This window comes from Arminella tubonensis (assembly GCF_003240585.1).
GTDB classification, from domain to species: Bacteria; Pseudomonadota; Alphaproteobacteria; order Rhizobiales; family Rhizobiaceae; genus Rhizobium; species Rhizobium tubonense.
Genome location: NZ_PCDP01000054.1, coordinates 1 through 26,129, shown reverse-complemented (window position 1 = coordinate 26,129; position 26,129 = coordinate 1). Strand labels below are relative to the sequence as shown.

General features: G+C 57.8%; 31 protein-coding genes and 4 pseudogenes. 17 read left to right on the top strand and 18 right to left on the bottom strand.

Going from position 1 to position 26,129, the window contains the following annotated elements; genetic code table 11:
* Nucleotides 1-35 precede the first annotated feature (35 nt).
* The 3 genes from CPY51_RS24195 (at nt 36) to CPY51_RS24185 (ending at nt 1,799) form a co-directional block, all read left to right on the top strand.
* Complete coding sequence (locus CPY51_RS24195) at nt 36-509, top strand: Hsp20 family protein (protein WP_111162782.1); 474 nt, start codon at nt 36-38, stop codon at nt 507-509.
* Between the two features lie 393 nt (nt 510-902).
* Nucleotides 903-1,220, top strand: a complete 318-nt coding sequence (locus tag CPY51_RS24190) for a hypothetical protein (RefSeq protein ID WP_111162781.1) — start codon at nt 903-905, stop codon at nt 1,218-1,220.
* Nucleotides 1,221-1,799, top strand: a complete 579-nt coding sequence (locus CPY51_RS24185; RefSeq protein ID WP_111162780.1) for a cysteine hydrolase family protein — start codon at nt 1,221-1,223, stop codon at nt 1,797-1,799.
* Between the two features lie 513 nt (nt 1,800-2,312).
* Here CPY51_RS24185 and CPY51_RS24180 read toward each other — a convergent pair.
* Genes CPY51_RS24180 through ku (CPY51_RS24170) form a run of 3 tightly spaced genes read right to left on the bottom strand, consistent with a single transcriptional unit; the run spans nt 2,313 to nt 4,407 of the window.
* Nucleotides 2,313-2,669 carry a hypothetical protein gene (locus tag CPY51_RS24180; RefSeq protein ID WP_111162779.1) on the bottom strand — a complete coding sequence of 119 codons (357 nt, stop codon included), beginning with the start codon at nt 2,667-2,669 and terminating at the stop codon, nt 2,313-2,315.
* Between the two features lie 13 nt (nt 2,670-2,682).
* Nucleotides 2,683-3,501 (bottom strand): non-homologous end joining protein Ku, encoded by an 819-nt coding sequence (ku, locus tag CPY51_RS24175; RefSeq protein ID WP_111162778.1) that lies wholly within the window; start codon nt 3,499-3,501, stop codon nt 2,683-2,685.
* A gap of 9 nt (nt 3,502-3,510) precedes the next feature.
* Nucleotides 3,511-4,407 carry a non-homologous end joining protein Ku gene (gene ku / locus CPY51_RS24170; RefSeq protein ID WP_111162777.1) on the bottom strand — a complete coding sequence of 299 codons (897 nt, stop codon included), beginning with the start codon at nt 4,405-4,407 and terminating at the stop codon, nt 3,511-3,513.
* Between the two features lie 252 nt (nt 4,408-4,659).
* On the opposite strand from ku (CPY51_RS24170), the gene CPY51_RS24165 reads away from it, so the two are divergent.
* Both CPY51_RS24165 and CPY51_RS24160 read left to right on the top strand, forming a co-directional pair.
* Complete coding sequence (locus tag CPY51_RS24165) at nt 4,660-5,526, top strand: transglutaminase-like domain-containing protein (protein ID WP_111162776.1); 867 nt, start codon at nt 4,660-4,662, stop codon at nt 5,524-5,526.
* A gap of 141 nt (nt 5,527-5,667) precedes the next feature.
* Nucleotides 5,668-6,060 (top strand): DUF4112 domain-containing protein, encoded by a 393-nt coding sequence (locus CPY51_RS24160; RefSeq protein WP_111162775.1) that lies wholly within the window; start codon nt 5,668-5,670, stop codon nt 6,058-6,060.
* A 362-nt stretch (nt 6,061-6,422) separates the two neighbouring features.
* Here CPY51_RS24160 and CPY51_RS24155 read toward each other — a convergent pair whose 3' ends face one another.
* Complete coding sequence (locus CPY51_RS24155; protein WP_111162774.1) at nt 6,423-7,595, bottom strand: flavin-containing monooxygenase; 1,173 nt, start codon at nt 7,593-7,595, stop codon at nt 6,423-6,425.
* Nucleotides 7,596-7,672: 77 nt separating this feature from the next.
* Here CPY51_RS24155 and CPY51_RS24150 point away from each other — a divergent pair, with 77 nt between their 5' ends.
* The 3 genes from CPY51_RS24150 (at nt 7,673) to CPY51_RS33570 (ending at nt 9,274) form a co-directional block, all read left to right on the top strand.
* The gene (locus tag CPY51_RS24150; RefSeq protein WP_111162773.1) at nt 7,673-8,713 is read left to right on the top strand and encodes a phosphatidylglycerol lysyltransferase domain-containing protein; all 1,041 of its coding nucleotides are present in this window, start codon (nt 7,673-7,675) and stop codon (nt 8,711-8,713) included.
* 105 nt (nt 8,714-8,818) lie between these two features.
* Nucleotides 8,819-8,944: a hypothetical protein gene (locus tag CPY51_RS33865; protein ID WP_275540501.1), complete on the top strand. Its 126-nt coding sequence runs from the start codon at nt 8,819-8,821 to the stop codon at nt 8,942-8,944.
* 24 nt (nt 8,945-8,968) lie between these two features.
* Nucleotides 8,969-9,274, top strand: a complete 306-nt coding sequence (locus CPY51_RS33570) for a hypothetical protein (protein WP_244598772.1) — start codon at nt 8,969-8,971, stop codon at nt 9,272-9,274.
* Between the two features lie 68 nt (nt 9,275-9,342).
* Here the strand turns inward: CPY51_RS33570 and CPY51_RS24140 are convergent.
* Nucleotides 9,343-9,560: pseudogene (locus tag CPY51_RS24140) on the bottom strand (cold-shock protein).
* A gap of 239 nt (nt 9,561-9,799) precedes the next feature.
* The gene (locus CPY51_RS33005) at nt 9,800-10,000 is read right to left on the bottom strand and encodes a hypothetical protein (RefSeq protein WP_146260169.1); all 201 of its coding nucleotides are present in this window, start codon (nt 9,998-10,000) and stop codon (nt 9,800-9,802) included.
* Between the two features lie 62 nt (nt 10,001-10,062).
* Here CPY51_RS33005 and CPY51_RS24130 point away from each other — a divergent pair, with 62 nt between their 5' ends.
* Together CPY51_RS24130 and CPY51_RS24125 are read left to right on the top strand one after the other, a co-directional pair.
* Nucleotides 10,063-10,323 carry a hypothetical protein gene (locus tag CPY51_RS24130; RefSeq protein ID WP_244598771.1) on the top strand — a complete coding sequence of 87 codons (261 nt, stop codon included), beginning with the start codon at nt 10,063-10,065 and terminating at the stop codon, nt 10,321-10,323.
* Nucleotides 10,324-10,349: 26 nt separating this feature from the next.
* Complete coding sequence (locus tag CPY51_RS24125) at nt 10,350-10,556, top strand: hypothetical protein (protein WP_111162771.1); 207 nt, start codon at nt 10,350-10,352, stop codon at nt 10,554-10,556.
* A 445-nt stretch (nt 10,557-11,001) separates the two neighbouring features.
* Here the strand turns inward: CPY51_RS24125 and CPY51_RS24115 are convergent, their stop codons facing one another.
* The 7 genes and pseudogenes from CPY51_RS24115 to CPY51_RS24085 form a co-directional block, all read right to left on the bottom strand.
* A complete protein-coding gene (locus CPY51_RS24115; protein ID WP_111162769.1) occupies nt 11,002-12,327 on the bottom strand; it encodes a sensor histidine kinase in 1,326 nt (441 codons plus the stop codon).
* Entirely contained in the window at nt 12,324-13,001 is a 678-nt protein-coding gene (locus CPY51_RS24110; protein WP_111162768.1) for a response regulator transcription factor, read from the bottom strand. The genes CPY51_RS24115 and CPY51_RS24110 overlap by 4 nt, the downstream gene beginning before the upstream one ends.
* Nucleotides 12,998-13,564 (bottom strand): cytochrome b/b6 domain-containing protein, encoded by a 567-nt coding sequence (locus CPY51_RS24105; RefSeq protein WP_111162767.1) that lies wholly within the window; start codon nt 13,562-13,564, stop codon nt 12,998-13,000. Before CPY51_RS24105 ends, CPY51_RS24110 begins: the two co-directional genes overlap by 4 nt.
* 3 nt (nt 13,565-13,567) lie before the next feature.
* Nucleotides 13,568-13,834: a PepSY domain-containing protein gene (locus CPY51_RS24100; protein WP_111162766.1), complete on the bottom strand. Its 267-nt coding sequence runs from the start codon at nt 13,832-13,834 to the stop codon at nt 13,568-13,570.
* Between the two features lie 196 nt (nt 13,835-14,030).
* Nucleotides 14,031-14,429, bottom strand: a pseudogene (locus tag CPY51_RS24095) (chromate transporter); the annotation flags it as partial.
* Between the two features lie 209 nt (nt 14,430-14,638).
* The gene (locus CPY51_RS24090) at nt 14,639-16,558 is read right to left on the bottom strand and encodes a hybrid sensor histidine kinase/response regulator (protein ID WP_111162764.1); all 1,920 of its coding nucleotides are present in this window, start codon (nt 16,556-16,558) and stop codon (nt 14,639-14,641) included.
* Nucleotides 16,559-16,571: 13 nt separating this feature from the next.
* Nucleotides 16,572-17,396 (bottom strand): helix-turn-helix domain-containing protein, encoded by an 825-nt coding sequence (locus tag CPY51_RS24085; RefSeq protein ID WP_244598770.1) that lies wholly within the window; start codon nt 17,394-17,396, stop codon nt 16,572-16,574.
* Nucleotides 17,397-17,468: 72 nt separating this feature from the next.
* Between CPY51_RS24085 and CPY51_RS24080 the strand changes: the two genes are divergently transcribed.
* Nucleotides 17,469-18,206 (top strand): response regulator, encoded by a 738-nt coding sequence (locus CPY51_RS24080; RefSeq protein WP_111162762.1) that lies wholly within the window; start codon nt 17,469-17,471, stop codon nt 18,204-18,206.
* Nucleotides 18,207-18,211: 5 nt separating this feature from the next.
* Here CPY51_RS24080 and CPY51_RS24075 read toward each other — a convergent pair whose 3' ends face one another.
* Nucleotides 18,212-18,655 (bottom strand): hypothetical protein, encoded by a 444-nt coding sequence (locus CPY51_RS24075; RefSeq protein WP_111162761.1) that lies wholly within the window; start codon nt 18,653-18,655, stop codon nt 18,212-18,214.
* Nucleotides 18,656-18,884: 229 nt separating this feature from the next.
* Here CPY51_RS24075 and CPY51_RS24070 point away from each other — a divergent pair, with 229 nt between their 5' ends.
* The 3 genes from CPY51_RS24070 (at nt 18,885) to CPY51_RS24060 (ending at nt 21,910) form a co-directional block, all read left to right on the top strand.
* Complete coding sequence (locus CPY51_RS24070) at nt 18,885-19,454, top strand: Hsp20/alpha crystallin family protein (RefSeq protein WP_244598769.1); 570 nt, start codon at nt 18,885-18,887, stop codon at nt 19,452-19,454.
* 22 nt (nt 19,455-19,476) lie between these two features.
* Nucleotides 19,477-21,375 carry a heavy metal translocating P-type ATPase gene (locus CPY51_RS24065; protein ID WP_111162760.1) on the top strand — a complete coding sequence of 633 codons (1,899 nt, stop codon included), beginning with the start codon at nt 19,477-19,479 and terminating at the stop codon, nt 21,373-21,375.
* 64 nt (nt 21,376-21,439) lie between these two features.
* Nucleotides 21,440-21,910, top strand: a complete 471-nt coding sequence (locus CPY51_RS24060) for a pyridoxamine 5'-phosphate oxidase family protein (RefSeq protein ID WP_111162759.1) — start codon at nt 21,440-21,442, stop codon at nt 21,908-21,910.
* 135 nt (nt 21,911-22,045) lie between these two features.
* Here the strand turns inward: CPY51_RS24060 and CPY51_RS24055 are convergent, their stop codons facing one another.
* The 3 genes and pseudogenes from CPY51_RS24055 to CPY51_RS24045 form a co-directional block, all read right to left on the bottom strand.
* On the bottom strand, nt 22,046-22,483 hold the full coding sequence (locus CPY51_RS24055) for a hypothetical protein (protein ID WP_111162758.1): 438 nt from the start codon (nt 22,481-22,483) through the stop codon (nt 22,046-22,048).
* 19 nt (nt 22,484-22,502) lie between these two features.
* Nucleotides 22,503-23,149 (bottom strand): annotated as a pseudogene (locus CPY51_RS24050) (BON domain-containing protein).
* A 102-nt stretch (nt 23,150-23,251) separates the two neighbouring features.
* Nucleotides 23,252-24,088, bottom strand: a complete 837-nt coding sequence (locus CPY51_RS24045) for a universal stress protein (protein WP_111162757.1) — start codon at nt 24,086-24,088, stop codon at nt 23,252-23,254.
* 199 nt (nt 24,089-24,287) lie between these two features.
* Here CPY51_RS24045 and CPY51_RS24040 point away from each other — a divergent pair, with 199 nt between their 5' ends.
* Genes CPY51_RS24040 through CPY51_RS24030 form a run of 3 tightly spaced genes read left to right on the top strand, consistent with a single transcriptional unit; the run spans nt 24,288 to nt 25,637 of the window.
* Entirely contained in the window at nt 24,288-24,599 is a 312-nt protein-coding gene (locus CPY51_RS24040) for a hypothetical protein (protein WP_111162756.1), read from the top strand.
* Between the two features lie 46 nt (nt 24,600-24,645).
* Nucleotides 24,646-25,296, top strand: a complete 651-nt coding sequence (locus CPY51_RS24035; protein ID WP_111162755.1) for a CBS domain-containing protein — start codon at nt 24,646-24,648, stop codon at nt 25,294-25,296.
* Between the two features lie 41 nt (nt 25,297-25,337).
* Nucleotides 25,338-25,637 carry a CBS domain-containing protein gene (locus tag CPY51_RS24030; protein ID WP_111162754.1) on the top strand — a complete coding sequence of 100 codons (300 nt, stop codon included), beginning with the start codon at nt 25,338-25,340 and terminating at the stop codon, nt 25,635-25,637.
* 32 nt (nt 25,638-25,669) lie between these two features.
* Here the strand turns inward: CPY51_RS24030 and CPY51_RS24025 are convergent.
* Nucleotides 25,670-25,936: pseudogene (locus tag CPY51_RS24025) on the bottom strand (ABC transporter ATP-binding protein); the annotation flags it as partial.
* Nucleotides 25,937-26,129: the final 193 nt, after the last annotated feature.

Below are 26,129 nucleotides of genomic sequence, written 5' to 3'. Positions count from 1 at the left end.
CTCCATTTCCAACTCGCTTTACGGAGGATTTGGCAATGAAAAATGAATTCGACCTTGCACCGTTCTATCGGTCCAGCATCGGCTTTGACCGCGTCTTCAACCTTTTGAACGCCTCTCAGCGCCTGCAGGCGATCGACACATGGCCGCCCTACGACATCGCGAAATCCGGGGATGACGACTACCGCATCACCATGGCGGTCGCGGGATTTGGCGAAGGTGACCTCGACATCACCCAGGAACGCAACGTTCTCATCGTGAAGGGTGAAAAGAACCAGGATAAGCAGGGAGAGTACCTGCACCGCGGCATCGCCGGCCGGTCTTTCGAGCGCCGCTTCGAACTCGCAGATCACGTCCGGGTTGACAAAGCCTCGCTCGTCAACGGTCTCCTGACCGTCGAGTTGAAGCGCGAAATTCCGGAAACGATGAAACCTCGCAAGATCGCAATCGGCAGCGCGGGCGCAAGCCAGGCGCCGTTGCAGGTCATCGAAGGCGAAAAGCAGGTCGCATAAGGTCAGCCGTGAAGGAGGCCGGCGTCGTCGATCGCCGCCGGCTTCGTTCGCGCGGCAATGTTCCGGTCACGCGTAGCTTTCGTGCGATTACCCAACGAGGAGGCGATGGAGAACAAGAATGTCCTGACGGAAATCAAGCCACGGCTGCCGAGCCTGATCGACGAGCTGACCTCGCAGGGGTGCCGACCGGGTCGACGCTCTCCGGATCGCTTCCCTGCGCGAAGACCCGCTAGATGAGGATCCCGCGTGATCGCCCTTTTTTGGGACGAACGACGAAACAAGGCTGAATACACGCCCCCACGGCGGCCAGCCGGGATATTCTCAAAACGCCGAAGCTCTAGGTCGGGAACAACAGCGGCTTGCCGTGGTTGTCGGTCAAAACGGGAGAAATTCATGCGGCTTATCGATACGCGTGTAGGGAACATCAACGTTGGTATGACGACGGTCGATTTTCGTGGCGAAGCCGATGAACATATCTCCGTCACTATGGCGACCGACGGCAGTCTCGACGAGGCCGCCCTCGTAATGCGTGCGAAAGCAATAATGATGCAGCTCACTGCGTTTCAGGGTGACGGCGACACCCCTCAAGTTACGCCTGAGCAATCGGAAGAGCTGGAAGACGAACGAATTGAAGGCCTTCCGGACACGGACCCCGAGGTACCGGCTGCGTTCGGTTTGAAGGAGCCGGCCTCGTCGGGCTCCGTATCGTAGATGGGTAACTGGCTCCACCTTTGCGTCGATATGCAGTCGATGTTCGTGGAAGAGACGCCTTGGCATGTGCCTTGGATGGCGAAAGTATCGCCGGCCGTCGTTGAGTTGACGAGCCGCCATCCGGGAAGAACCATCTTCACCCGCTTCGTTCCGCCAGCCCGTGCGGAAGATGCCGTGGGCACGTGGCGTGACTACTACGAAAAATGGGAGTCCATGACGCTCGACCGACTGGATCGAGGACTTCTCGACATCGTCCCGGAGCTCCGCAAGTTTGCTCCACCCGCGCGTACCTTCGACAAGGCCACCTACTCCCCCTGGGTCGATGGGCGTCTTCACCGGATCCTGCAATCCGAAGGCGTAGATTCGCTGGCAATTTCAGGTGGCGAGACTGACGTCTGCGTGCTTTCGGCCGTTCTCGGCGCGATCGATCTCGGCTACCACGTTAAGGTTCTGCGCGACGCCGTCTGCAGCGGCGCCGACGAAACCCACGACGCCTCGTTGGTGTTACTAGGAGATCGGTTCTCCGTGCAAGTCCAGTTGCTCGAAACCAGCGAATTCTTGCGATCCGCCGGGGATTGATTACCAAGCGGCAGCCGATAAACCCCGCGCCGGCCGCTGCTCCCTTCGAGGGTCCGCGCCGCCACGCCCCGCGACATCGTTCGCGGAAAATAGTTGTCCGTGACGAAATACATGCGGGGACAAGTTTGCAGAATTCCTAAGAAACTCTCAGGTGGGCGTTGGCTCAGGCTGTAGGGTATATCCAAGCGATTTTGCCCTCTCTTTCTGCAGCAAGAATTGCCGTGGGGGTTCAGGGGACACCGAGGTGTGGCGTTATCGCGTCAGGAACCAGATGACCTCGATAGACGACATGCGGCGGCCACTGCGGAAGCGAAGCTCACTACCGGTCTCGTCTACGTTTCAGGCCTTCAAAGCGGGATCACGCGCAGGCAGGGTGGGGGGTTGAGCTCTCGCTGATATCGCGCCACGGCGCGCTGCACCTTCGCTACGCGGTCCCCAAGCGCTGCAAATTTCGCCGGGACCTTTCGCGCCAGTTGCCGCAGTCGGGGTTCCAAACCCCTTGAGCCGTTCGTTTCAATGCCGGCTGGCTCTCATCGAAAATTTTGAGCCGCTCGCGAGCGGCGCCTGATGCCGCCGCTTCCAAGCGCTGATCCTGAATGCCTCGGAAGCAAGCCAAACAGCAACATCTTCTTCCATCACCCAAATGCGGTTTCGATCTCGATCCCTGCCGAACTCCAGCTTGTTGCCGGCGATCCGGGCGTAGACATCGGCATAATCCATCAGCCTGTCGAGCGAGGCGTCCGGCGGCGACGCGATGGATTCCAGCGCCTCGCGAGTGACGACGACTGTCCAGTCCGTATCCCCGTCCGACATTGGTATGTGACCGTTTTCGCCGACGATGACAGGAGGCTGTCGAAGATTGAGTTGCATTGGAGTGATCCTCTCAAGTGCTTTTGTTAGAACGGGCTTCGGCCTGGATGCTCTTGCGAAGGGCATCCATGATGTTGACGACATTGCCTTTGGTAGGAACGGGTTCAGCCGCTTTCGCCTGCGACTTTGCAGAATTCTTGAGTGCCTTCTTCTTCAGAGCAATGATCTCCAGCAGCCGGTCCTGAACCGGGTCCGCGACCATCTTGCCGTCCCAGTGTCTGGTCTGCTGTTTGATCAACTGCTGGACGAGAGGCATCATTTCCGGATCGGCCGTGTCGTCGTCGATGCCTTCGAAGTAGGCCTCCTCGTCACGGACCTCGTCGCCATAACGCAGCGTCCATAGCACGATGCCCTTGCCACGCGGCTCCAGCATCACGGCCCGTTCACGGCGGGAGATGACCAGCCGTGAGATCCCGACCATTTTTTGCGCTGCCATCGCGTCGCGGATGACGGAGAACGCTTCCTGGCCGACCGGGTCCTCGACACTCAGATAGTAGGGTGTCTCCAGCCAAATCCACTCGACGGATTCGCGCGGCGTAAACACCTGGATGTCGATCGTCTTGGTGCTTTCGAGCGCAACCGCATCCAGCTCGTCATCTTCGAGCATGACGTATTCGTTCTCGCCGCGCTGGTATCCCTTGACCTCGTCCTTCTCGGCCACTTCCTTGCCGGTCACCGCGTCGACGTAGTGGCTGACGACCCGATTGTTGGTTGTCCGCGACAGGGTGTGGAACTTGACCTTCTCGTTCTCTGTGGTCGCTGGCATCATCTGCACCGGGCAGGTGACCAACGAGAGCTTCAGATAGCCCTTCCAGTAGGGTCGTACGGCCATGGCGATCTCCTATCCCGTCCGGCGCTGCGGAGCCGTCGACGAGGCGGGCTTGGCCTTGGTCGTCCGTGCGATCTTCTTGCTAGCAGCTCCAACATTAGCATTGGCGGCGGCCCGCTTCGACGTGGTTTCAGCAATGGCCCCGGCACTTTCCCTGAGCGCCTGCAGCAGATCGTTGGGCTTCGATACTTTCGGTACCTTTTTCTTGGGAAGTGCACGACCTTCCATCTTGGCTTTGACCAGCTCTGCAAGCGCGACCTCGTATCGGTCATCAAACTCGCTGGCGTGGAACTCGCCTTTCTTGGTTGCGATGATGTGCTGCGCGAGTTCCAGCATCTCGCCTTTGATCTCCAGGTCCGGCATGTCTTCGAACGCCTTGTCGGAAGACCTCACCTCGTAGTCGTAGTTCAGCGTTGTCGCGATCAGACCCTTGCCATGAGCGCGGATGAGCACGGTGCGCATGCGCCGGAAGAGAACCGTCTGAGCGATGGCGGCGACCTTTGCCTGCTTCATGCCGTCGCGTAGCAAGATGAAGGCGTCCGTGCCGATCCTGTCGGGAGCAAGGTAGTAGGGCTTGTCGAAGTAGACATCATCAATCTCGCTGCAGGGAATGAAGGACTGCACCCGCAATGTCTTGTCGCTCTCCGGAACGGCGGCAGCGACTTCGTCGGGTTCAAGGACAATGTACTGGCCATTGTCGATCTCATAGCCCTTGACTTGGTCCTCGCGCTCGACGGGGTCGCCGGTTTCGCCGTCGATGAATTCGCGGCGAACCCGGTTGCCGGTCGCACGGTTCAACGTGTTGAATGCGATACGGTCACTGGACGACGACGCCGTATAAAGCGCCACCGCCGCTGTGACTTCGCCGAACTTGAGGAAACCCTTCCACTGCGCCCTGGGACCGGCCATCTCACCACACTCCGACTTACAACTTTCGCGAGTCAACTCAGTCGTCGAGTGATTCGTTCCATCGGCAACGGATCATTTTGGGCGAATTTGTGGCGGCATGATTGGCAAGGGCCTTCTAAGTCCATGCATGCCTGCTCGCCAATGGATAGCCATGAGTGCGTCCGCCATAAAAATCGTCGTCGCGCACAGGAACGAAACTACCATCGATGTGTTTGCGAGAAACCGACGCCGCAATGCATAAAGGATGCGACCATGACGGTACGCTACAAGCTTGGCTGCGACCTGTCTTATGAGGTCAAGGGGCCGACAGTGTTCATCTTCAATTTGGAGGTCGCCAAGCTTCATCGTCATCACGATCTGGTCGAGCGTCTGACAATCACCCCTGATCTGCCCCGACGCACCTACACCGTACCGGACATCAACAACCGCTATGTCAGTGTCGACGCTGCTTCCGGTCCGTTGCATGTGAGGTATGAAGCGGAAGTGACGCTCGATGTATTTCGAGCCGACCCGGAACCAATTAATGAGATGCCGCTGTCGCTAATCCCTCTCGACATCATGCCCTTCCTGCTGCCATCGAGATTCGTGCCGTCGGATCGGCTTGCCGCCTTCGCCAACCGCGAGTTTGGTAGCTTTCCCAAAGGTCATCGCCGTGTCACAGCCATGTGCAACTGGCTTTACGACAATATCGATTACCAACGTGGGTCCTCAAATGGCCAGACAACAGCCGATGAAAGCCTGCTTCTTAGGGCGGGCGTTTGCCGAGACTTCGCGCATATCGGCATTGCCTTTTGCCGGGCGTTGAGCATCCCGGCGCGTTTCGTCTCGTGTTACGCCTACGGACTGGAACCGGGTGATTTCCACGCTGTATTCGAGGCCTATCTGGATGGCCGCTGGTGGCTGTTCGACGGAACGCGACAGGCGAACCTCGATGGCCTCGTTCGGATCGGCGTTGGTCGCGACGCGGCCGAGATCGCATTTGCCTCACCATTCGGAGAAATGGAGCCGGGGCCGGTCAACGTCACCATCGAACATGCCGACGGCTCGCCCGAAGTGCCGGGGCGAACGACTGATGCGATCTCCACCGAGGAGCCCGCGCCAAACGCTGGGGCAGATTGAACGATGACAGCGTCAGCCGAGGACACGGTGGCCAACCTGCCTCGCCGACAGCAACAGCGCCAAAGTAATACGGTGAGTTTCTGTTTCTGACTGCGTCGGAACTGTATCACCAATCTTGCGGTTATCCGTTTGGAGGACCCAATGATCGTAAGAACCGCCGACCCCAGATATTTCACGATTGATAAAATGCAGCGGCTGCGGCGTGTCTCGGCGATTGCTCGTCTGATGGATACCGCCGTTGCCATTCCCTTTACGAAGTTCCGCTTTGGCGCGGATTCGGTTCTTGGCCTTGTTCCAGGGGTGGGCGATGCAGCCGGTGCGCTTATCAGCCTCTACATTGTCAATGAAGCCCGCCGGTTAGGCGTTCCCCCACTTAAGCTTGGATTGATGGTTGCCAACATCGCGGTTGACACACTCGGGGGCAGCGTGCCGGTCATCGGCGACATCTTCGATGTCTACTTCAAATCGAACCGCCGAAACCTGCAAATCCTCCTCGACCATCTTCAGGTCAGCGAGGACGATCTTCGGCGGTAGCGGCGTTAGGATCAGCTCATTTGCGGCAATCATCTCAGCGAACCAAGATAGCGCGAGCCGGGTACCTCAAGAAGGCGCCTATTTGAAATGTTCACGCGCGACTTCCCCAAGCGATAGTCGTCCCACTTATACTCACCGCAATACCATTGAGCCTGGCCCATCTCCGCGTCGTAGCTGAACGACCCACTTCTGGCAGTCAGCGTGTTCGCAGACGAGGTGGCAACTGCACACTGGCTCCGAACCCATGCGCGCACGCTGGGCGTCTTACCGGAACGAAACACGGTCACGACGGTGCAACGTGCCCGAACGGCTCCTTCGCTGCGGAAGTACAGGTGGAAAGTCATGGGCATTCAAAACTGCCATTAAAGATGCTTTGTTGATGCGGGGCAGCTGTGACGTCGATGATCTTTGGCTATGGCGGTAGCGATGGCGTAAGCTTGCTTCTTGGCACTGCCCACGTCACCCAAAATACTAGCCCTCATGCCGATAAACCACAGGCCCGGTGCGTCCGTGGTCTGTTCACCGCCATTAAAACACGCCCGGCCGTTGCGATCGAGAACGCCAAGCGGGCCCACCATTTCTTCCAGTCCGGTTGCGTAGCCCGTCGCAGCGATGACTATATCCGGGCGCAGTGTTCGCCGGTCTGCAAATACAATCCTGTCGTCGCGAAACTCTTTCACCTCTGGAACGACGACTACTCTTCCTTTCTTGATCGCGCTCACCGCTCCGTCATCCAACGCAAGCGCGACCTGCTCTTTTAGGCGGCTAATTCCTCCCTTTTTGGGCTTCGGAAGACCAAAATGGGTGAGGTCTCCAAATGCAAGGCGACCGACTAGCGCGAGCACGTAGTCGGCAAGTTTCGTGGGGAGTTTCGATGTGAGGGGCGACAGGCGGTGGATAGTCACTCCAAATAACCGCTTGGGCAGCAGCGTTGGGCCATTGCGCACGGAAAGCCAAAGTGTTGCAGCGTTCGATCGTGCAAGATGGTTTAAGACATCAACACCTGAATTCCCAGCGCCGACAACGAGAACATTCTTACCTGCATAATCCTCGACATTTCCGAAATGAGCCGAGTGGATCACCGAGCCGCGATAGTTCCGCAGCCCGTGCCAATCGGGTATCCATGGCCGGCTATCGCGTCCAGCGGCAATGATGACGTTGTGAGCAATCATCATACCGGCATCTGTGTGGACTTCGAAAATCCCGTTTTTGCGTTGGACAGTCGAAACCGTCACGCCAAAATCGATCGGGATTGCGTGAACGTCAACAAAATCTCGAAGGTGGGAAACGACCGCGTCACGCTTGGGGAAGGCGCTCGTTCCCGGCCGATATTTCATTCCGGGCAGTGTCGACAGGTCACGGTGCGTATTCAGGGTGAGTTGCGGGTGTCGCCTGCGCCACTGTTCACCGACACGCGGCTCTTTCTCCAGAACGCGAAACTTGATGCCTCTGCGCTGGAGTTCATACGCTGCAATAAGACCCGCCGTTCCGGCGCCGATCACGACGGCAGATAAAACCTCTCGCTCGTCAATCATCGACCTGCCTATCTCTTTCTTCGGTTGACATATTCGCCGAGGACCCAATGTGTAGAACAAATGGCGGAAAATTTTGAATGCTCAATCTGCGAAAGTCTATCGATTCATATCTCGATCGCCGCCTTCCTCATATAGTCAGCCACGATATAGCCGCGTGCGAAAGGCTTGCTCTTTGTCGACGTTTTGGGGATTTTTCTCTAGCCTATTCGACCGCGGTTCAGCCAGACCTTAAATACTTCGGCGATTCCGACGGATACATCGCGTACGGCACGAAAATGGGATATATCTTCGCTCTCGGCGATCCCGTCGCTGCCCCAGCGCAACGAGCCGATTACATCCGCCGCTTTGTCGCTGCAGCGAAGCGTCCATGCTTCGTTCAAATGGATCGAGATTCGGCCTGCACGCTTTCGTCGCTCGGTTATCGCATTAATCATATCGGCATCGATACGGGGCTATGCCTCGGTTCACACTCCTTTAGCGGAGGAAGGAACGAGACGATCCGATATTCTGAAAAGTGGTTGTTTAAAAACGGGTTTTCCATCGTTGAATGCGATGGAACCGGAAAATTTGACCACCATGTGGCGGCTATCTCCGACAATTGGCGCGCTGGACGGGTGGTGTCGCGCAGGGAAATGCGGTTTTTGAATCGACCATTTCGTGTGGAACTTTCTCCGGACATGCGGCGCTTCATCCTTCTCGACCCGGCGGAAGAACCTGTAGCCCTTCTCGATTTCGATCCCATGTTTCGCAATGGAGAAATCTTTGGTTACACCACGGCATTTAAGCGAAAGAGCAGCGGGACCACATCTCACGCGGAAGTCGGATTGACTAAATTTGCTGCCAATCGATTTCAGGAGGAGGGTCACAGCTTGTTGACGCTCGGACTCTCACCGCTTGCCGCCATCGTCGAAACTGGCTTTGCGGAAAGCCCAATATGGCGGCGCCTGCACAAGCGCGCCTTTGCCTCGCGCTACGTCAACGAACGAATATTCAACGTCCAGGGCCAGGCGGCGTTCAAGCGCAGATTTCACGGCAATGAGTTTCCAACATATATTGGCTTTAAACGCGGGTCGCCAGCAGAAATGATCGCGCTTCTACGGCTCATGAAAACTCTTTGATTCGGTCATTTGGCGCCAAGTGAGACGTTGCAATCTGGGCCGCCTGTTTTACCGCGGCGCTGGACCTCTACAAAGACGGCTATCTCTCGGTCGACGAGAGCCAACATGCTCATCGGAATTTATGTCGGTGTCTACTCGACCGGTGTGAACGCGCCGAGTTCGTCGCCGTTCACTGAGATAGGCCGGATCGACCGGCTTCAGGGGGGCGGGCCTGTCGATCTCGCGCCGTGAAGAATTCCACAGCTTCCATTACATTTGAGTTCGATCAGGCGCCGCAGCGTTTCCGGACGGGTCGAGGGTGACTTTCATGGGCGGAAATGGGGTTCGACCATCAAGCGTTCCGACGATGGCCGGCGTATCTGGCTGTACGCCGAGGAACTCGCCGGCGTAGACGTCATCTCCTTTAACCTCTACACCCTCTCCGAAAAGAAGTCGGTGTTGAAGCCATGCGAGATGTCGTCCGAGAACGCGTGGACAGACGACGGGAGGCTCCGACACGCCTCGTACAAGGGCCTTCGAGAGGTGAAGGACAACGCGGCGGTCTATGAAATCGGAGGTTGACCTAACGATTGTCGCCGAGCCTTACTCGGCCTCATCTTCAACCCTCGTTCGTTCTCGGCCAGGCTATTTTAACTAGCCGGTGATCTTAGGATGTGGACGCTTTCTGCTTTCGATTTCCCAGTTTTGCGATCCTGGCCCACTTCGAAGGTAACCCTATACCCTCTCTAAGCGAAACGCCTCTCTCTAAAGAAGACACGTGAACAAAAACGTCCGTGCCACCATTCTCGGGTGAGATGAAGCCGAACCCCTTGTCGTCATTGAAAAATTTAACGGTACCGGTGGGCATTGCAATTCCTCTTCGATGTCCGCGGCCCTGTCGCCTCGCGCAGTAAGCTATTACAGCGCGATCGATCGCCTATCAACGTCTAGCGGTCACCCACTGGTTCGTAACGTGATGACACGAACCCGTCTGGTCTAGGAACCTCACCAAGGAATCTTTACTTGCCACTTGCCCAAAAGAAGCAAGGAGAGGGTGCCCAAACTTGAGCGATAGTCGCTACAATCCAAATCTCAGGCCGACGGCCATTATCGAATCGCATCAACCGCGCAGGTGATTTCTATAGCGGCAACAAACGTCGCAATTTGCATCTGCCTGTGCTTGCTCATACCACTCGATATGCATGGTTGGCCCCCCAGACTGCCAGGCAATGAAGCATAGTCGTTGGCAAACTTTCGGAGATCATGCAACTGAACAGGCTCGATCGCCGCGATGAGTGCAATCATCATTGATGCGCACCCGACGGTTGAGCGGAGGACCGGCCTGCCGTTCATATTTTGCGAAATGGAACATGCATACGGTTCAACCGTTCCTCAAACCCCAGTTGAAAGTCAGTCCCATGTCCACCCAACCCGATGACCTGCACGAGATTATCGATCAGAAATTGACGGCGCTTGTTCGCGAAATGGAAGACGCAGGTTGGAGCGCAAGTGAAATTGCCCCCGCGATGTCTGAGGTTTTGAAGACACGGTGGCTCGATCAGTTAGAAAAACTCAGTCGCGCGCGAGCAGAAGCGCCGGAAAACTTCGTTTCGGATGGAAATGAAGGATAGGCCGGTAGCTCCACAGGAGAGGGATCATGTCCGCAACTTTTCAGGTGATTGCCCTGAGTTCGCTCGATCCAGATGGGAGTGATACTCGTGATGAACCAAAACTTTTGTATCCAGATGCGTTAACGACGGCGCAGGAACTGAGGTCTCAAGGCAAAGCCTTCCGCGTGTTTGTTGATGGCAAGCATACAGAGCAACAAATGCAATCCTTCCTCGACCTGGGTGCTCTTGTTTAGGGACGCGATGTCTGACGCCGTTTCTCACGATTGCGCGTCTGAGCGGTTGACCGCGTTGTTGCTGCCATGGCTGGCGTCGAGTAAGTCAGGTGCTACGGGCTCATCGAGCGGCGGCAGGCCCGTTTATTTTGAAATCGGCCACGGCAAGGACGTGCCGGTCCGAACCCTACGTCCAATGACTTTTTTGTATCGAGCCGCGTGGGCGTCGCGTTCCCCGAGCAGGCCGGCTCCGAGGACCGGGACCTTTCCGCCAATGTAAACCGACGGGAACGCGATCTTCGGCGGGCCCTTCGTTTTGGCGAAGGCGACAACGTCAGCCTTCGAGGGTTTCTCTTTCTCGGTCAGAAGCACGAGCCGTTCACACTTGCGTGCGTCCGGCAGTGTGTGTAGGGCCGGACCGCGATGGCGCTCTCGCAGACGCTCAGAGGGCGCATGCTATCATTACTCAGCTTATGGCCGGGACCTGCAAGTCGAATGTCCGCCCAGATGGTGAAAGCGTGTAACGAAGCGATCCTCCGTGCAAATCCGCAATTCTCTCGACGATCTTCAACCCGATTCCAAGGCCGTCCGAGCGATGGCCCTTGTCGGCGACAGCTTCGCGTCCGGGCTCTCTTATATCTTCCACCTGAATACGCCCGCTTCCAACCCTGACGACAATGGACGTCTGTTCCTGGGTGTGGCGAACTGCGTTTTCGATCAGATTTCGGAGAGCGTCCTTCATCAGCGCAGGAATAGCTCTCATAGCTGCTGCTTGGACTTCGACAGAGAGTGCGAGCGAATGGTTGTTGTCATAGACCCATGGGGCGAGCTGTTCGACGACGTCGGCACATAGAGCGATGAGGTCAACCTGTTCGAACATCCCGCGATCGAAGGTGTCCAGGCGAGCAAGGGCGGTAAGCTGACCGACGAAACGCACAAGGTCGTCGAGGTCGGCTTCGGCCTTCCGTGCCCTGGGGTGGTCGATGCGGCCGAGTTCCAACTTGATTGCAGCCAAGGGTGTGCGCACTTCATGTGCGATACCGGAAGTCAGGACCTTCTGAGACTTCATAAGCTCGCCAACCCGCTCAAATGCCCGGTTGACGGCAACGGCCAGATGAGCGATTTCACGCGGCATGTGCTGCGTTGGCAGATGTGACCTGGCATCCATCGGATCAAGCACGTCGGCAGCATCGGCTGCGGCCTTTACCGGCTTCAGCGCACTTCGCACGGACAGCAATGTTCCGCCCAGCACGAGCACCAGCAGAATGCTCATCGGCACGATCATGTGATCGAGAACTTCGTTCCAGATCACATCAGACATCACGTTTTGCGGGTCGCCTATGGTTGCAACATCGACAACAACGCGTTGATCTCCCATTGTGAATACCCGCCCCCCAACCAGCGTCAGCGGCTTGCCCGATTTCAGGGTTCGAAGCCAAAAGTCCGGAGGATTGATATCCTTAGGCAGAAAGCGGCTCTCGCACGCGTCGTCGCAGGATTCAAAAATCGGTTTTCCAGTCGCGCTGCGGATACGAGCAAGATACCCGGTTTGAGCGTTGGCGTAGCGTCCCTTTGCTTCTTCTGGAAGATGGTAGTTCAAATTGTTGCTGGTTCCATCGACCCCGGCCGCGAGCCGCTCCGTTTCCTGCTCAACGAACAACCGAGAAAGCTCGCCCACGTTCCAGTAGTAGTCGGCAAAGACGACAACAAGCTGCACCAGCATCGCAAGCGTGGCAAAGAATACGATCCTTTTCGTCAGAATGGTTGTCAAGCTTGGGTTCGATCTCATCACCGACGGGCCTCGCGCAGGAGGTAACCCACCCCTCTGACTGTTTCGATGACCGCGTCGGCTGGATGCAGCTCGAGCTTCTTTCTCAATCGGGAAACGGCAAGCTCGACGGCGTTGCTGCTCCGCTCGTCGCCGAACTCGGAAAATGCGTGTTCCATTTTCTGCTTGGAAACGACCTTGCCTCCATTGCGCATCAGCAATTCAAGGAGAGACTTTTCGGAGGGTGCGAGCGGAACCTCAGCTCCCTTGTAGCAAACCTGCCGAGACGCGAGGTCAAATTCCAGCGAAGCGAACTCCAGAGTTGGCATTGTGGTCAGGGGGGAACGCCGCATAAGGGCGCGAATCCGGGCAATGAGTTCGCCGTTGTGAAATGGCTTGGCGAGATAGTCGTCGGCTCCAGCGTCCAAGCCAGCAATACGTTCGTCGATGGCTCCGCGTGCGGTCAAGACAAGCACGGGTATTTGGCGTCTTGCCTGGCGCAATGACTTTAAGACGTCGAGCCCGTCCTCGTCGGGCAAGCCAAGATCGAGGAGAAGGAGATCATATTCAACGCCGCCGAGGGCCATGCGCCCTTCTTCGGCCGTGGCGAACGCGTCGATCCGCCATCCGGCCTCCCTGACCGCCTCGCAAAGAAGCTCGCGAAGGCGAATACTGTCTTCAATGAGAAGAATTCTCATGCCTTCTTTCGACCTGTCACCATTGACCAGACGAGATTTTCCCTATGCCGCAGGCTCTCGATCACCGCGGCTCCGGCGTGGACAAATGCCAGGACCATGATGCTGTTTGCGAGAGTTCCATGCAGTTGCTCAAGCCACTTCTCTCCCCAGAACGCATCAAGGGTAGTCATCCAACCCGTCAGCGCTGTTGCCGACAGGAGCGCAATAAGACACAGCATCATCACCGACGCCAACGGGTTATGTCCAATATAGCGTTGCTCTGTGCGTTTTAGGATGCCGGATACTTGGTCCATCAACTTTCTCGGTGTTGGAAAGAAGTCAACAAAGCGCGCATGTTTGCCTCCGACAAAACCCCACATGACCCGCATGATTATGGCCGCAGCGACGACGTAACCCGTGACGCGGTGCCAGTACTTTCCTTCCTCAAGAATAAACAGATTTAAAATGCAGGCCGATACAACCGTCCAATGAAAGAGCCTGACCACCGGGTCCCACACCTTTATCGTCTTCTGGGACGTCTCGGAGGGCCGCTGGCCCTCCTTTCTAGATGACATCGTCGTCATTGATCAGTCGCCCTTCTGAACAATGTCGCCGGAAACCGGATTGAAATAAACTTCCGCGCGATTGCCGCTCTTGTCTTTGCCGTAGATTTCGTAGCAATTTCCCGTGATCTGGAAGGTTTTCACCTTGTAGCCCAAGGTATCGATCTTCGCCTTCATTGCGTCTTGAGGCATCCACTTGGACTTGGGCTCTGCGGTGCAGCTCGGGCTGGCGAGCGCTATGGCCGGAGTTGCAGCGAGGATTGCGAGGGCAGTGGCGAGCTTCAGCTTCATAATTTGATCCTTTGCTTTGCCTTCAACGAGGCGACATGCAGAGGAATACAAATATGAAGCTGTCGGTTTGCTGTCCAAGGACTAAGCTAAGCCAAGCTTAGCTCGTCCGATCTTTTAGCTATCGTTCGTGAAATCTTGCCATCCCCAATCCCGTGGCTCGGCTGCGACAACGCTGCAACCAGGCTACTGCGGACATCAAGGTGCAGGCCATTCCCGCGAAGGCGCAAGCCAGTAGCGTGACGATCACCGAAGCCTTGAAGCGGAAGACGGCAAGGGCTGCGGCTATCGAGAGGAGAAGGGACGCCAGCACGATCGAGCCCAGAACCGGAACGTCAATTGAGAGAGGGCCAGCCTTCCAGATCGCATTGTCAGCGAACAGCCTATGAAGAGCGAACCAAACGGCCAGGTTGAGGATGACGCCAGCCACGGCTGCGGTAATGGCGGACATGGCGCCCGTCAGCGCGACGTTGCCACGCAGTTGTTCGATGAAGGGCGCCCCGAGAAAAATCCAGAGGAAGCAAGGGATGAAGGTTACCCAAGTCGTCAGGATAGCGGCAAGCGTCGCTGCCACCATCGGGCTGAGCCATCCCTGATCAACAGCCGATAAGCTGGCACCGACATTTGAACAGCCTGATTTCCAACGATTCCGAGCTGTTCCTTCCTGGTGTCTACCGTGATGGGCGCATCCATTTCGTCGTTGTCAAATAGTCGCGCAGATGCGGGTTGTCGTCACAGGACGCCGCCGCGCGACGTACGATCTTGCCGCCTGGCGCGGCAGTCTGCGAGATGGCGGCATAGCGGACGTCAATCCAGCAATTCGCGCAGCCTGATTGCAAGCTCGCGCGCCGTATAAGGCTTTTTCAGCCAGATCTCGTTTTCGGAAAGTCGATCGCCCGCGACCTGCGGCGAAGCATATCCGGACGTGAAGAGCACCTTGATATCGGGTTTCAATCGCCTGAACTCCTCTGCAAGTTTGTCGCCCGCAAGCCCGCCTGGCATGACCATATCCGTAAACAACAACGCGATGTCAGGGTTCTGGGCGAATACTATCAGTGCTTCGGTACCGTTGGACGCCTCCAAGACCCGGTAGCCTGCATCCCTCAGCCGCGCGACGGCGACACGTCGTACCCGCAGATCGTCCTCGACAACGAGGATCAGTTCGCTTCCGGATGGGATCGCCGCGTCGGGGGCCTCCTGTGATGTTGAGGCATCTACTGCCTGGCCGCCTATCAGGGTCGGCAGGAAAACCCTGACACTTGTTCCCTGTGCAGGCTCGCTGTAGAGCTGGACATGGCCGCCGGACTGCTTTGCAAACCCGTAGACCATGCTGAGGCCGAGGCCTGTGCCAGCCCCCACGCTCTTCGTGGTGAAAAAGGGCTCGAAGGCATGATGTTTTACATCTTCCGTCATGCCGTGCCCGGTATCCGAAACCGTCACCAATACGTACTCGCCCGTCCGGACTTGAGGAAACATTTCCGCGTAGTCGACGTCTAGCTTGGCATGTCCGATCTCGATCGAGAGACGGCCGCCGTCGGGCATGGCATCCCGGGCATTCAGCGCCAGGTTCAAAAGAGCATTCTGCAGCTGGGACGCATCGACCAGTGCCAGGTTGGAAGCGCCCGTCACCGTCGTGCGCAGCTCGATCGTTTCGCCGATGGTTCGCCGCAGCAGCTTGGAGAAGCCGCCAACAAGCAGGCCCACATCGATGACCTTTGGGTTCAGCGGTTGGCGGCGGCCAAAAGCGAGGAGCTGTACCGTGAGTTTTGCACCGTCTTCGGCGGCAAGCTGCGCCTCGCGCAGGAGGCTCAGGAGCTTTGGGTCGTGAAGTTTGCCCTCAAGCATCTCCAGATTTCCGCTGATGACCGTCAACAGATTGTTGAAATCGTGGGCCAGTCCTCCTGTCAGCTGACCGACTGCCTCCATCTTCTGCGCCTGGCGTAGTTCCTCCTCGATCCGGTGGCGGCTCGTCAGATCGCGAATGAATCCGGTAAATATTCGATTTCCGTTTGAACTTGCCTCACCGACGGAAAGCTCCATCGGAAAGGTAGTGCCGTCCTTACGCTGGCCCGTCACGATCCTTCCATAGCCGATGATGCGCCGTTCTCCAGTCTGCATGTAGTGCGAAAGGTATCCGTCATGGGCGTCGCGATCCGGCTGAGGCATCAGCATGCGGACGTTGTTGCCCCGCACATCCGCTTCCGAATGACCAAACAGCCTTTCTGCCGCCGTACTGAACGACATGATCGTCCCGCGTTCGTCAATGACCACCATCGCTTCGGGGACGGTATCGAGGATAGAGCGAAGATGCACTTCGCGCTGGGCGAGTTCTGCCTGCGCATGCCTAAGGTCTGTCACATCGTTGTTCGTCTGCAGGATGACAAGTCCACCATCGTTTTCCAGCCGTGCGGCGACACAACGGCTGGCCACGTGCAAGACATGGCCGTCCCTGTGGCGGTGTTTGAGTTCGCCCGTCCAGATGCCCCGGCTGCGCAAGCTCCCGCGGACGTCTTCCAGTGGTTCCGGGAATTCCGTCTCAAGCAGGGTATGGACAACCTTGCCGACCGCTTCCTCGCGTGTCCAGCCATAGAGATCTTCGCAGCCGCGTGTCCAACTGGATATGACGCCCTCAAAACCATGCACGATGATGCTCGCGCCATCGAGAATACGCTCGATTTCCTCGAGACCGTGCTCGCTCGTCTGCTGCAGAGATCTGAAGCGTTCCATGGCGTACCTGTCCTCATGCCAAAGTGCGACCGAAACGCTGACATCCTATGTCACGGTCATCGCAACCGTTATTGTCCGCATCCTCGTCGCCCGCAAGCAGTGCAAGTCTCTCGGTCTTGAATTGATAGCCGTGGCGGCCCTTCGGAACGATCATGCCGCGCGCCGTCAGTTTCGTCACATTCCGCGACACCGTTTCGACAGTAAGGCCGAGATAGTCCGCTATGTCTTGGCGGGTCATCGGCAGTTCAACCGTTGGCGTCGACTTTGAAGCGTCTTCTGTGCGCCGGGCGAGCAGAAGCAGGAAACTGCAGAGCCGTTCTTCTGCAGTCTTGCGTGCCAGCAACGCCATCTGGTCCTGAGCTGCGGCCATTTCATCGCACAACCGGGCAAAGAGTTTGGGACGTAGTTCGGGATGCTGGTTCATTTTTTCCTGGAAGCTGGACCGGGCAAATCGACGCACCTTGGTGACGGTCACGGCTTCCGCACCGTAAAGGTAGCGATCCTTCATCGAGATGCCGACAAGATCGCCAGGAAACAGAAAGCCAGTAATGACCCGTCGGCCATCACCAATGATCCTGAAGATGCGCAGGACGCCGTCGACGACCTCGAATAGGTGTTTTGCCGGATCGCCTTCCCAAAACAGGGCGCCGCCGGCCTGGACAACTTCAGTTGGCTGGTTCCTGAAGACGGAAGCAAGGGTCGGGGTGGTTGCCGCTGCGAACGGAGTAACGTTGCTTGGACGGAATTGGTATTCTCTCTCGGTGGCAAACATCTCGATCCCTCTGTCGATTGAATAAGGGCAATAGAGCGCCTTTGAGTAATAGGGGGACGATGCCACTGTGATATTTCGTGCGTAAGTGTAACAAGGTGTAACAAGCCCATCGCGGCAGCCTAGCTGGACAACGTGACCATGACAGCCTCTCAGAGCCATATCGCCAACATCCTCGTGGTCGATGACGACCCGCGCATCCGGCAGATGCTGACACGCTATTTCGAAGACGAAGGATATGCCATTACCGCTGTGGCGGACGGTGCATCGATGCGCTCTCTGCTGCCGCGAATCTCGTTCGACGCCATATTTCTCGACCTGGTGCTTCCGGGCGGTGACGACGGCCTGGCGCTCGCACGTGAGATCAGAACGGGCTCGGACGTGCCGATCATCATGCTGACAGGCCGCGGCGACGTCATCGACAGGATCGTGGGCCTTGAGGTTGGCGCTGACGACTATATAGCCAAGCCCTTTCACCTTCGTGAGGTGCTGGCGCGACTGCGCACCATCCTGCGTCGGCGACAGTCTCCGAACCCCTCGATTGAGCAGGTTCCCGAGCAAATCCTTCGCTTCGATGACTTCACACTGGACCTCGGCCGCCGATTGCTGCTGTCGGCAAGCGGTTCAGAAATCGAGCTGACGACGGGGGAGTTCGACATGCTAGCAGTGCTCGCCCTGCATCCAAGGCGGGTATTTACGCGCGAAGTCCTCATGGACATGACGCGCGGTCGTGGCCTCGAGGCCTTCGATCGAACCATTGACGCTCAGATCGGACGTCTGCGACGGAAGATCGAGCGCGATCCCAAGAAGCCGGAACTGATCAAGTCGGTGCGCGGGATAGGCTATATGTTCGCGGCAAAGGCGGCGGATCGGTCTTGAGCGCTTCAGCTGAGCATCATCCGCACGCCGTGATTCCAGCGTTGATAGTCCGACGCCTGCATACATCTGCTCCAGCTATCGCGTCCGACTGTCCAGAAACGGATGCTCCTGCACTCACGTTCCTCGGCCACGCGCCCCAGCTTCACGATCAGCGCCCCTGATACGCCGCTCTCATCGGCAGCGCTGGCAACGACGAAAATCGGCACGTCCAGCGTGCGCCCGTAAGCGGGGTCGTCTCCCAGCTTGCTAAGAGCGAGCCCCTGGGTTCGTCCGAGGGGGTTCACTGCGATCCACACCTGTTCCAAATGAGGCGCGTTCGAAGCTCGCCGATCGAGCTGGCTGCAAAAGTCTCGCCACGCGGTGAGGCCGAGGTGAGACGATACTGGTTCGATCAGCAAAAAGGCGTGGTCAACCTCTGCCGGGCCAATCTGAATGACGTCGTAGGTCATGTACTGCTATGCCTCCAAATTTGACTGGCCATGCGGGGACATGGCGCCGCTCGAGTGGCCGTGGCCGCCCTCAAGATGTAATTCGTCACAATTTGGCCAGGGCGGCATTGAGACAGATCAATGCCGCGACCGTTGCTGGGGCTTTAATCAGTGACGCGGCTTACGCAGTCGACGTGCTCAGGGACAAGGCGCGGCGATATCGGAGAGTCCATGCGAGAGGACCCTAATCATGGCCGATGCAGCAACGAAACTGCCTGTGACAACCGAAAAGAACACGGTCCCTGCAACACGTAAACCGCTATCTCACATCGAGACGCTGCGTCGCGAGATTGACCGCCTGTTCGACGAACTACGCCCTTGCGCCTGGCAAATGCCGACGACGTGTTCGTTGTTCAGCGACAATATGCCCTCACTGCGGGACCAGCAGATCTCGCCATCCATCCACTTTGTCGAGGTGAATGCTTATGAACTGACCGTCGAACTTCCAGGGCTGGATGTCGCCGATGTCGACGTCACCGTTTCCGAGGGCATGCTCGCTATCAAGGGAGAAAAAAAAGACGAAAAACAGAAGCGCGAAGGTGACTACTACATCTCGGAGCGACAATACGGGTCCTTCCAGGGGATGCTTAAGCTGCCCGATGGAGTGGACGCCGACAAGATCGCCGCCAACTTTGCCAAGGGCGTCCTGACGATTAACTTTCCAAGTCTCCCGCCGCGCGGAAGGCCGAAAAGAAGGTCCCGATCAAGGAATGAGGGCCTTATATTTGCGCTGCGCGCCCCGGCCGGCGCGCGGCCCTAATTTCAATCATGAGCCCCGAACGATGACTGCTGCTAGCAATACGCACCCAATCGGTTTTCCATTCAAGCAGAGAGGTTTACTACTGCTGTTTTTTGCCGTCGCAGGTCTCTCCATCGGCTTGGTCTTGGCCGTCTTCGGGAACTTGGCGAATGCCCGTTTGGCTTGGGGAATTGCCACTCTTCCGGTTCTTACCGCATTGTTGTTGCAGACGCTAAACTCATTGCGGCGCGGCGATTTCGGCCTCGACATCGTCGCCGCCCTGTCGATGTCCTTCGCGTTGTGGTTCGGCGAAAGCCTTGCCGCCGACGTCGTTGCGGTGATGTATGCTGGTGGCCAGCTGCTCGAGGAATTCGCATCCAGCCGTGCTGCGCGCGAAATGACGGCGTTGATGGGCAGGGTCGCGGGGACGGCATTCCGATACAAGCACGGGCTCCTCGAAGAAGTGCCGATCACCGAGATTGCCGCCGGCGATCGGATCATGATCCGCCAGGGCGAGGTGGTGCCTGTAGACGGGACGATACTATCGGACCGTGCCGTTCTCGACCAGTCTGCCCTGACAGGCGAAGCGCTGCCCGTGGATCATCATAATGGCGACGAAGTCTTGAGCGGCACCACCTCGATCGGCCCAGTCTTTGAGATCCGGGCGCTTCGCCCCGCCGCCGACAGCACCTATGCCGCCGTTGTCCGTCTGGTGGAAAAAGCACAGAACAGCAAGGCACCCATGGCCAGGCTGGCTGACCGATATGGTTTGGCCTTCCTGATCTTAACGGTGTTCATGGCCTGCGCGGCCTGGTTCTTATCGGGCGATCCCCGGCGAGCCCTTGCGGTTCTTGTCATCGCCACGCCTTGCCCGCTCATACTTGCAGTGCCCGTGGCTATCATGTCGGGCGTCTCTCGCTGCGCCTCGATCGGCTGTCTGGTCAAGGACGGCGGCGTCCTTGAAGCCTTGAGCCGGGTCCGCGTCGCGATCCTCGACAAGACCGGGACACTCACGCACGGCAGGGCGAGGATCGTGGCGATCGGCAATGCCAACTGGATCGAAAAGGACGAGATCCTTCGTTTCGCAGCGTCTCTGGACCAGGCATCAAGTCACGTCATGGCAGCGGCGTTGATCACGGCTGCGCACGAACGCGGCCTTCGACTCACGCCGCCAGATGATGTCGAAGAGATCGCCGGAAGTGGACTAGACGGACGGGTCGATGGGCGCCGCGTCGTCATCGGCAGCGGCAGTTTCGTGAAGGGCCGGAGTTCGGACGGGAGCCCCGGTGCTTGCAGTGAAAGCCATCGGCCGGGAGAGGTTGCCGTCACTGTCGCAATCGACGGTGTCATTGCGGGCACAATCGTCCTGGCCGATCCGGTGCGTTCGGAAGCGATCACCGTCCTTGAACGAATGAGGAGGGCCGGGGTCGGGCGGATCGTCCTTGCATCGGGCGATCGGAACGATATCGCATCTCACGTCGGCAACACACTTGGCATCGAGCAGGTCCTCGGGGAACTGACACCGGCTTCGAAGGTGGAGGCCGTCATTGCGGCGAAGAGTTTCGGGCCCGTCATGATGGTTGGTGATGGCGTGAACGACGCGCCTGCGCTTGCCGTAGCCGATGTCGGCGTTGCCCTCGGTGCCCGCGGAACGGCGGCATCGTCGGAGGCGGCGGGTGTTGTGCTGCTCGTCGATCGGCTGGACCCCTTGGCCGATGCCATTGTCATTGCGCGGCGCGCCGTCGGTATCGCACGCCAGAGCGTGATTGTTGGCCTTAGCCTTTCGGTTGCTGGAATGTGTGCGGCTGCGTTTGGCTATCTGCCGCCCTTGCAAGGCGCTCTGCTTCAGGAAGTCATCGATGTTGCTGTCATTCTCAACGCGTTGCGTGCACTCGCTCGGCCGGACGATGCGGATATCGCAGCGGGGGGAGCGCTGGATTGACACGGATCAATGCGGAAACGGCCGTCTAGGGCCATCCTAACCCTTCAACGGAAGGAGCGCTACGATGTTCATCAAGGCATTGAGATGGGAGGAGTGCGTCGCCTTCCTGTCCCGACATCGGGTCGGTCGACTTGCCGCGTCGAAGGACAATTGGGCCTATATCGTTCCCATACACTACGCGTTCGTCGACGATCGTTTCTACAGCTTTTCTTTGGCCGGGCAGAAGATCGAATGGATGCGCGAGAACCCGCGCGTCTGCATCGAGGTCGATGAGTTCAGTGAGCATCGCTGCTGGGAAAGCGTCGTGGCGCGCGGCCTCTATCAGGAATTGCCGGACAATGATCAATGGCACGACGAGCGTATGCGCGCATGGGGACTGCTGCAAAAGCACAATGACTGGTGGGAACCGGGTGCGCTCAAGCCGCGCCCTGAGGAACGGGAGATCCGCTCCGATACCATTTTCTTTCGTGTTACCGTTCAGGACTTGACGGGCAGAAAGGCACTTGGTGATCAGTGGAGGGCCGGCGCGCCATAACGGCTTGGTTCGAGGTCCCGCTTTCCAGTTCTGGCGCCCCGCGCTGTATTCATCACTTGGAGTGAGCTGAGAATTGTTCATCGGGCTTCGAGAACGAAATCCACCGCCTCAGGCGACCGAACGATGACATCCAGTTCAAATCTGTAAGGATCTTATCGTCCGGTTCCCACCTGCGGTAAACCACCGACACCTGTTCGTGAAGCGGCGCTCCTCGAACTGCGTCGAGAGGATGTCCGCAACCTTTTTCTCGAAGTCGGCCACCCCAAGGCGGGCTAGCATCACGGTTGAAAGAGCAGTGCGATTGAAACCTGGCAACCAAATTTGCTGGCGGACCGTGTTTTCGCTGGAAAATGACGGCCCGTCGGGGGAAAACGACAGTCGTTTCTCCCCAGGATCATAGTGCCGCAGATAGACGCCAAGAAGATCTGGTGCGGTCCCGTCGCCGTGGTGAAACTCAACGAGGAATTTTGAACGGTGACTCTGACCCTCATGCTGGAAAAACCAGATCATCGCACATAGGTCCGAAATAGATTCGTAAGTAGGCGGCAGCAGTCCGTCGACTGTCGCCGTCATGCTTTGCAGTCCTATACATTCAGGCCACGGTAGTATGGTCGACGACGGTCTGCACGCCGGGGGCTGACCATGCGGCACGTGCCGCTCCCCGACGCTCGGGCCAAGTATGAACATGGCCCTCAAGCGTAGCGCGTCCGTCGGCCACATCAACCCGGATGGCCTTCGCTTCCACTTCAGCATTTCGTTTGAGCGCGTCTTCGATTCGCCGCTTGACGTCACCTGTTGACACTTGTGGCGCGACCTCAATCAGGTTGATGATACCCGAGACACCCTCCAGCGGCCGCACCGCGGCGGCGGCAGCGTTCTTCTGGCACTGTCATTCGGCCTTGCCACTGGGAGTGACGAAGCCCTTCTGGACCTTGACTTTGACTGCGCCCGTGGGGACGACCGTGTTCCAGCTGATCGTGTTCAGCGCACGCTTGGCGATTTCGTCGTCGGCAGTGCGGCGCGGCCCGAAGGCTCTGACCTCGATTTCCTCAGCAATCCCCTTGACGCCCTCACGCGCGTGACGACGTTCTCGATCGTGGACTTCTGTGCGTAGGTCGGCACGTGACCCGTCAGGGTCACGACGCCCGCGTCGACCGGGACGCCGATAACGGCAGCGTCGATGCTCGGCTCGAATTCGAGTTCATCCATGATATCCTGTCTTGGTGTAATATCCGTCATGTCTGTCTCGCTGTTCGGAGGCTTCCTGCCTCACGCGCCACTGATGCAGTTTCGAAGTGCCGCATTGATGCGGATCAAACGACCTGCCTAGAGTCGGCTTCGTCATCGCGCCATAAGAACAGGCAGTTTCGGAGTCTTGATCATCGTCCGGGTAACACCGCCAAAAATGCGTTCGCGGAGGCGGGAATGACCATAGCCGCCCATGACGATGAGATCAGCGGAGATGTCGATGGCGTGCTGGTTCAAGACATCCGAAATGTCCCGTCCGGCGCTCGGCAGCCGATCCACCGTGGCGTTGATGTCATGCCGTGCGAGATAGAGGGCAATGTCGGCACCTGGTTCTTCGCCGTTCCGGCCGCAGGTTGCGTCGGGATCGACAAGCGTGATGTGGACCTCGGCTCCAGCCATGATATCAAGCCCTTCGCGCGCGCCGCGAGATGCTTCGAGGGTGGAGTTCCATGCCAGAAGGATTGTTTTGGGTTTCAGCGATGGCACTCTCTTGTCTGGAACGATGAGTACGGGCCGCATCGCCTCGAACAGCGCGCCGTTCACCGTGTGCCATTTCAGCTCTTCATCGTCTCCGGAGAGCGATGGTCCAACGACAACGAGGTCGGAGTAGCGGGCGTAGTCCCCAATGTCGGTGTCAGCATAGGCGCTATCCAGCCACAGGCTCTCGACCTCGTATGATATCCCATAGCGCTTGAGAGATTCCTTCAACGAATCTGCCTCAGCCGCCAGCTTTTCGATGTTCCGCTGCCGTTCCTCGACCCAAATGGACGACGTTGCCAGAGCGTAGTCGGCGACGGGCGATGTCGCCTCGAGCGAAACGACCAGTAGCCTCAGATGTGCTCCCAATTCCGTGCAAAGGGTGGTTGCGATTTCAATGTCAGCAGCGGATTGGCGCATGCCGACGACACTGAGAATTGTCTTGAAGGACATGATTTGGCTCCTTTTCAAAGGCGACCGGAGGGCCGCTGATACCACATCCTAGCCAGGGCCGTCCTGACCGCCTTGATCTTCGTCAACGCCGGGGTCGCAACCTTGGGGCCTTTCGTCCCTGTGGCTTGATCCTGATCAATGCCGTCGCGGCAGAAGTCCGCAGACTATGGGAAGCTGAATCTATGAAAGGATTGAGACGATGCTCAGAGCAAAGCGTGACGCGCTAGGCGGTGCGGCCTGCAAGGCAATTCCTTCGCTCGGCGAGATCGAAGGACGCGTGATGATCCTCGAACTGGTCGCGCTCACTTCGCTGTCTCGGCTCCTTCACGACCACGAACGACATGGTAGGCTCGAGCTTATCAAGGCGATGCGGCATGCGATCGACCGGAAATGCCACGACGCCAGATTGTGCGGTCAGGATACGAGATCGGCAGAAGAATATGCCGAAGAGCTACTGGCATCGGCACAAGAGCAGGCCGACCAACAAGCGACACTTCGCAAGCATTGCTAGTGCCCCTCTTCTGGTCAACCGCACAGAATTCAATTGGAGAACTGCCATGCAGGCGAAAGACATTATGACAAAGGACGTGATTTCGGTCGCTCCGACGACCAGCGTCCGCAACGCGGCGCTGCTGATGCTTGCAAACGGAGTGAGCGGGCTTCCTGTCATTCAGGACAATAGGGTCTGCGGTATCCTCACGGAGGGCGATCTCATTCGGCGCGTGGGAAAGAACTGGGCCGCGAATGCCGACGATCCGAACAGCAGAATGGGATTGGACAGCTACATCCAGACCCACGGCTGGTCGGTCGGGGAGGCGATGGTCCCTGACGTTGTAACTGTTGCCCCCACTACCGATGTCGGACAGATTGGCGCACTAATGGTGTCGCACAGGATCAAGCGCCTGCCTGTTCTGGATGCGGGCCGCTTGGTCGGCATTATCAGCCGATGCGACTTGCTGGGTCTCATTATCGATGCCCCCGCCGAGATCGTTGCGGCCGGCGATGATGCGATAAGGCTGGCCATCTCCACCCGCTTGAAGACAGACCTCGGGCTTGGAAGCGAAAAGGTCGGCGTCAGCGTGAACAACGCCAAGGTTTCCGTCGTCGGAACCGTCGATACTGAGCTGGAGCGCCGGGCGATCAGAACGCTTGTCGAAAACATCCGCGGCGTCAACGGCTATGTAGACGGCACATCGCTTGCCGACTGACGGGGACGTGGCTGGATTTGGACAATAGAGGAGAAAGCATCGTGGAAAATAGGCAAGAACAGCATCGCGACAATGTCGTCGAACGCACCACCTCGATCGACGAGATCGCTCATATCATGCGTCGTCACCGCATTGATACAGTCCTGGTCGTCGAAAATGGCGTTCTTATCGGTAGCGTCACCGATCGCGACCTTGCCATCAAGGGGTTGGCGCCAGGGCTGCATCCGCGCGCACGTACGGCTTGGGATGTCATGACCCCAATTCCCGATCGGTGTCTGGGCGAGTCGATACGTCGCGCCGGAGCCAATGTCTCGGATTACGACCCAATGTCAGGAAATTGAGACTTCACGCGCTCCGCCGCCGCTGCACACCGTTAAGCAGCCCATGTGATGGAATATATCAACCGATACTTCACCCTGCGTGACCTTGAAGTTGCGATACCAGTCGACCAATTCGCTCCAGGGATCGTTGATCTTCGCCAGGCCTTAGATGAAGGCCATGACCGTGCCGTCTGCGTCTTTCCCGTCACGACGTAATAGCCGCCGAGCGCGAAGATCCCGGCATAACCGAGCTGGGTCACCAGGTTCATTGAAAAGTCCATGGCAAATTTAAGTTTGTAGATGCTCATGTTCTCGCGAAAAGCTCGCCGAAACTGAGCGGCGATACCGCCGCGGCACTGTCCGATGTCTCGACGATTTCTTGGCTTATACCAATCCTCATTGATCAGAACCCATTCGCCCATTTTCTACGTCCGATTGACATGATCTTCCACGGTTGGCTTTGGAGAGTACGCCAGGCGTGGCAGCAATGATCGACGATGTCCTCGTAGGATT

Coding starts and splice junctions, on each gene's coding strand:
- CPY51_RS24195 (WP_111162782.1), top strand. CDS start 36: ATGAAAAATGAATTCGACCTTGCACCGTTCTATCGGTCCAGCATCGGC.
- CPY51_RS24190 (WP_111162781.1), top strand. CDS start 903: ATGCGGCTTATCGATACGCGTGTAGGGAACATCAACGTTGGTATGACG.
- CPY51_RS24185 (WP_111162780.1), top strand. CDS start 1,221: ATGGGTAACTGGCTCCACCTTTGCGTCGATATGCAGTCGATGTTCGTG.
- CPY51_RS24180 (WP_111162779.1), bottom strand. CDS start 2,669: ATGCAACTCAATCTTCGACAGCCTCCTGTCATCGTCGGCGAAAACGGT.
- ku (WP_111162778.1), bottom strand. CDS start 3,501: ATGGCCGTACGACCCTACTGGAAGGGCTATCTGAAGCTCTCGTTGGTC.
- ku (WP_111162777.1), bottom strand. CDS start 4,407: ATGGCCGGTCCCAGGGCGCAGTGGAAGGGTTTCCTCAAGTTCGGCGAA.
- CPY51_RS24165 (WP_111162776.1), top strand. CDS start 4,660: ATGACGGTACGCTACAAGCTTGGCTGCGACCTGTCTTATGAGGTCAAG.
- CPY51_RS24160 (WP_111162775.1), top strand. CDS start 5,668: ATGATCGTAAGAACCGCCGACCCCAGATATTTCACGATTGATAAAATG.
- CPY51_RS24155 (WP_111162774.1), bottom strand. CDS start 7,595: ATGATTGACGAGCGAGAGGTTTTATCTGCCGTCGTGATCGGCGCCGGA.
- CPY51_RS24150 (WP_111162773.1), top strand. CDS start 7,673: ATGCTCAATCTGCGAAAGTCTATCGATTCATATCTCGATCGCCGCCTT.
- CPY51_RS33865 (WP_275540501.1), top strand. CDS start 8,819: ATGCTCATCGGAATTTATGTCGGTGTCTACTCGACCGGTGTGAACGCG.
- CPY51_RS33005 (WP_146260169.1), bottom strand. CDS start 10,000: ATGATGATTGCACTCATCGCGGCGATCGAGCCTGTTCAGTTGCATGAT.
- CPY51_RS24130 (WP_244598771.1), top strand. CDS start 10,063: ATGCATACGGTTCAACCGTTCCTCAAACCCCAGTTGAAAGTCAGTCCC.
- CPY51_RS24125 (WP_111162771.1), top strand. CDS start 10,350: ATGTCCGCAACTTTTCAGGTGATTGCCCTGAGTTCGCTCGATCCAGAT.
- CPY51_RS24110 (WP_111162768.1), bottom strand. CDS start 13,001: ATGAGAATTCTTCTCATTGAAGACAGTATTCGCCTTCGCGAGCTTCTT.
- CPY51_RS24105 (WP_111162767.1), bottom strand. CDS start 13,564: ATGACGACGATGTCATCTAGAAAGGAGGGCCAGCGGCCCTCCGAGACG.
- CPY51_RS24100 (WP_111162766.1), bottom strand. CDS start 13,834: ATGAAGCTGAAGCTCGCCACTGCCCTCGCAATCCTCGCTGCAACTCCG.
- CPY51_RS24090 (WP_111162764.1), bottom strand. CDS start 16,558: ATGGAACGCTTCAGATCTCTGCAGCAGACGAGCGAGCACGGTCTCGAG.
- CPY51_RS24080 (WP_111162762.1), top strand. CDS start 17,469: ATGACAGCCTCTCAGAGCCATATCGCCAACATCCTCGTGGTCGATGAC.
- CPY51_RS24075 (WP_111162761.1), bottom strand. CDS start 18,655: ATGACCTACGACGTCATTCAGATTGGCCCGGCAGAGGTTGACCACGCC.
- CPY51_RS24070 (WP_244598769.1), top strand. CDS start 18,885: ATGGCCGATGCAGCAACGAAACTGCCTGTGACAACCGAAAAGAACACG.
- CPY51_RS24065 (WP_111162760.1), top strand. CDS start 19,477: ATGACTGCTGCTAGCAATACGCACCCAATCGGTTTTCCATTCAAGCAG.
- CPY51_RS24060 (WP_111162759.1), top strand. CDS start 21,440: ATGTTCATCAAGGCATTGAGATGGGAGGAGTGCGTCGCCTTCCTGTCC.
- CPY51_RS24055 (WP_111162758.1), bottom strand. CDS start 22,483: ATGACGGCGACAGTCGACGGACTGCTGCCGCCTACTTACGAATCTATT.
- CPY51_RS24045 (WP_111162757.1), bottom strand. CDS start 24,088: ATGTCCTTCAAGACAATTCTCAGTGTCGTCGGCATGCGCCAATCCGCT.
- CPY51_RS24040 (WP_111162756.1), top strand. CDS start 24,288: ATGCTCAGAGCAAAGCGTGACGCGCTAGGCGGTGCGGCCTGCAAGGCA.
- CPY51_RS24035 (WP_111162755.1), top strand. CDS start 24,646: ATGCAGGCGAAAGACATTATGACAAAGGACGTGATTTCGGTCGCTCCG.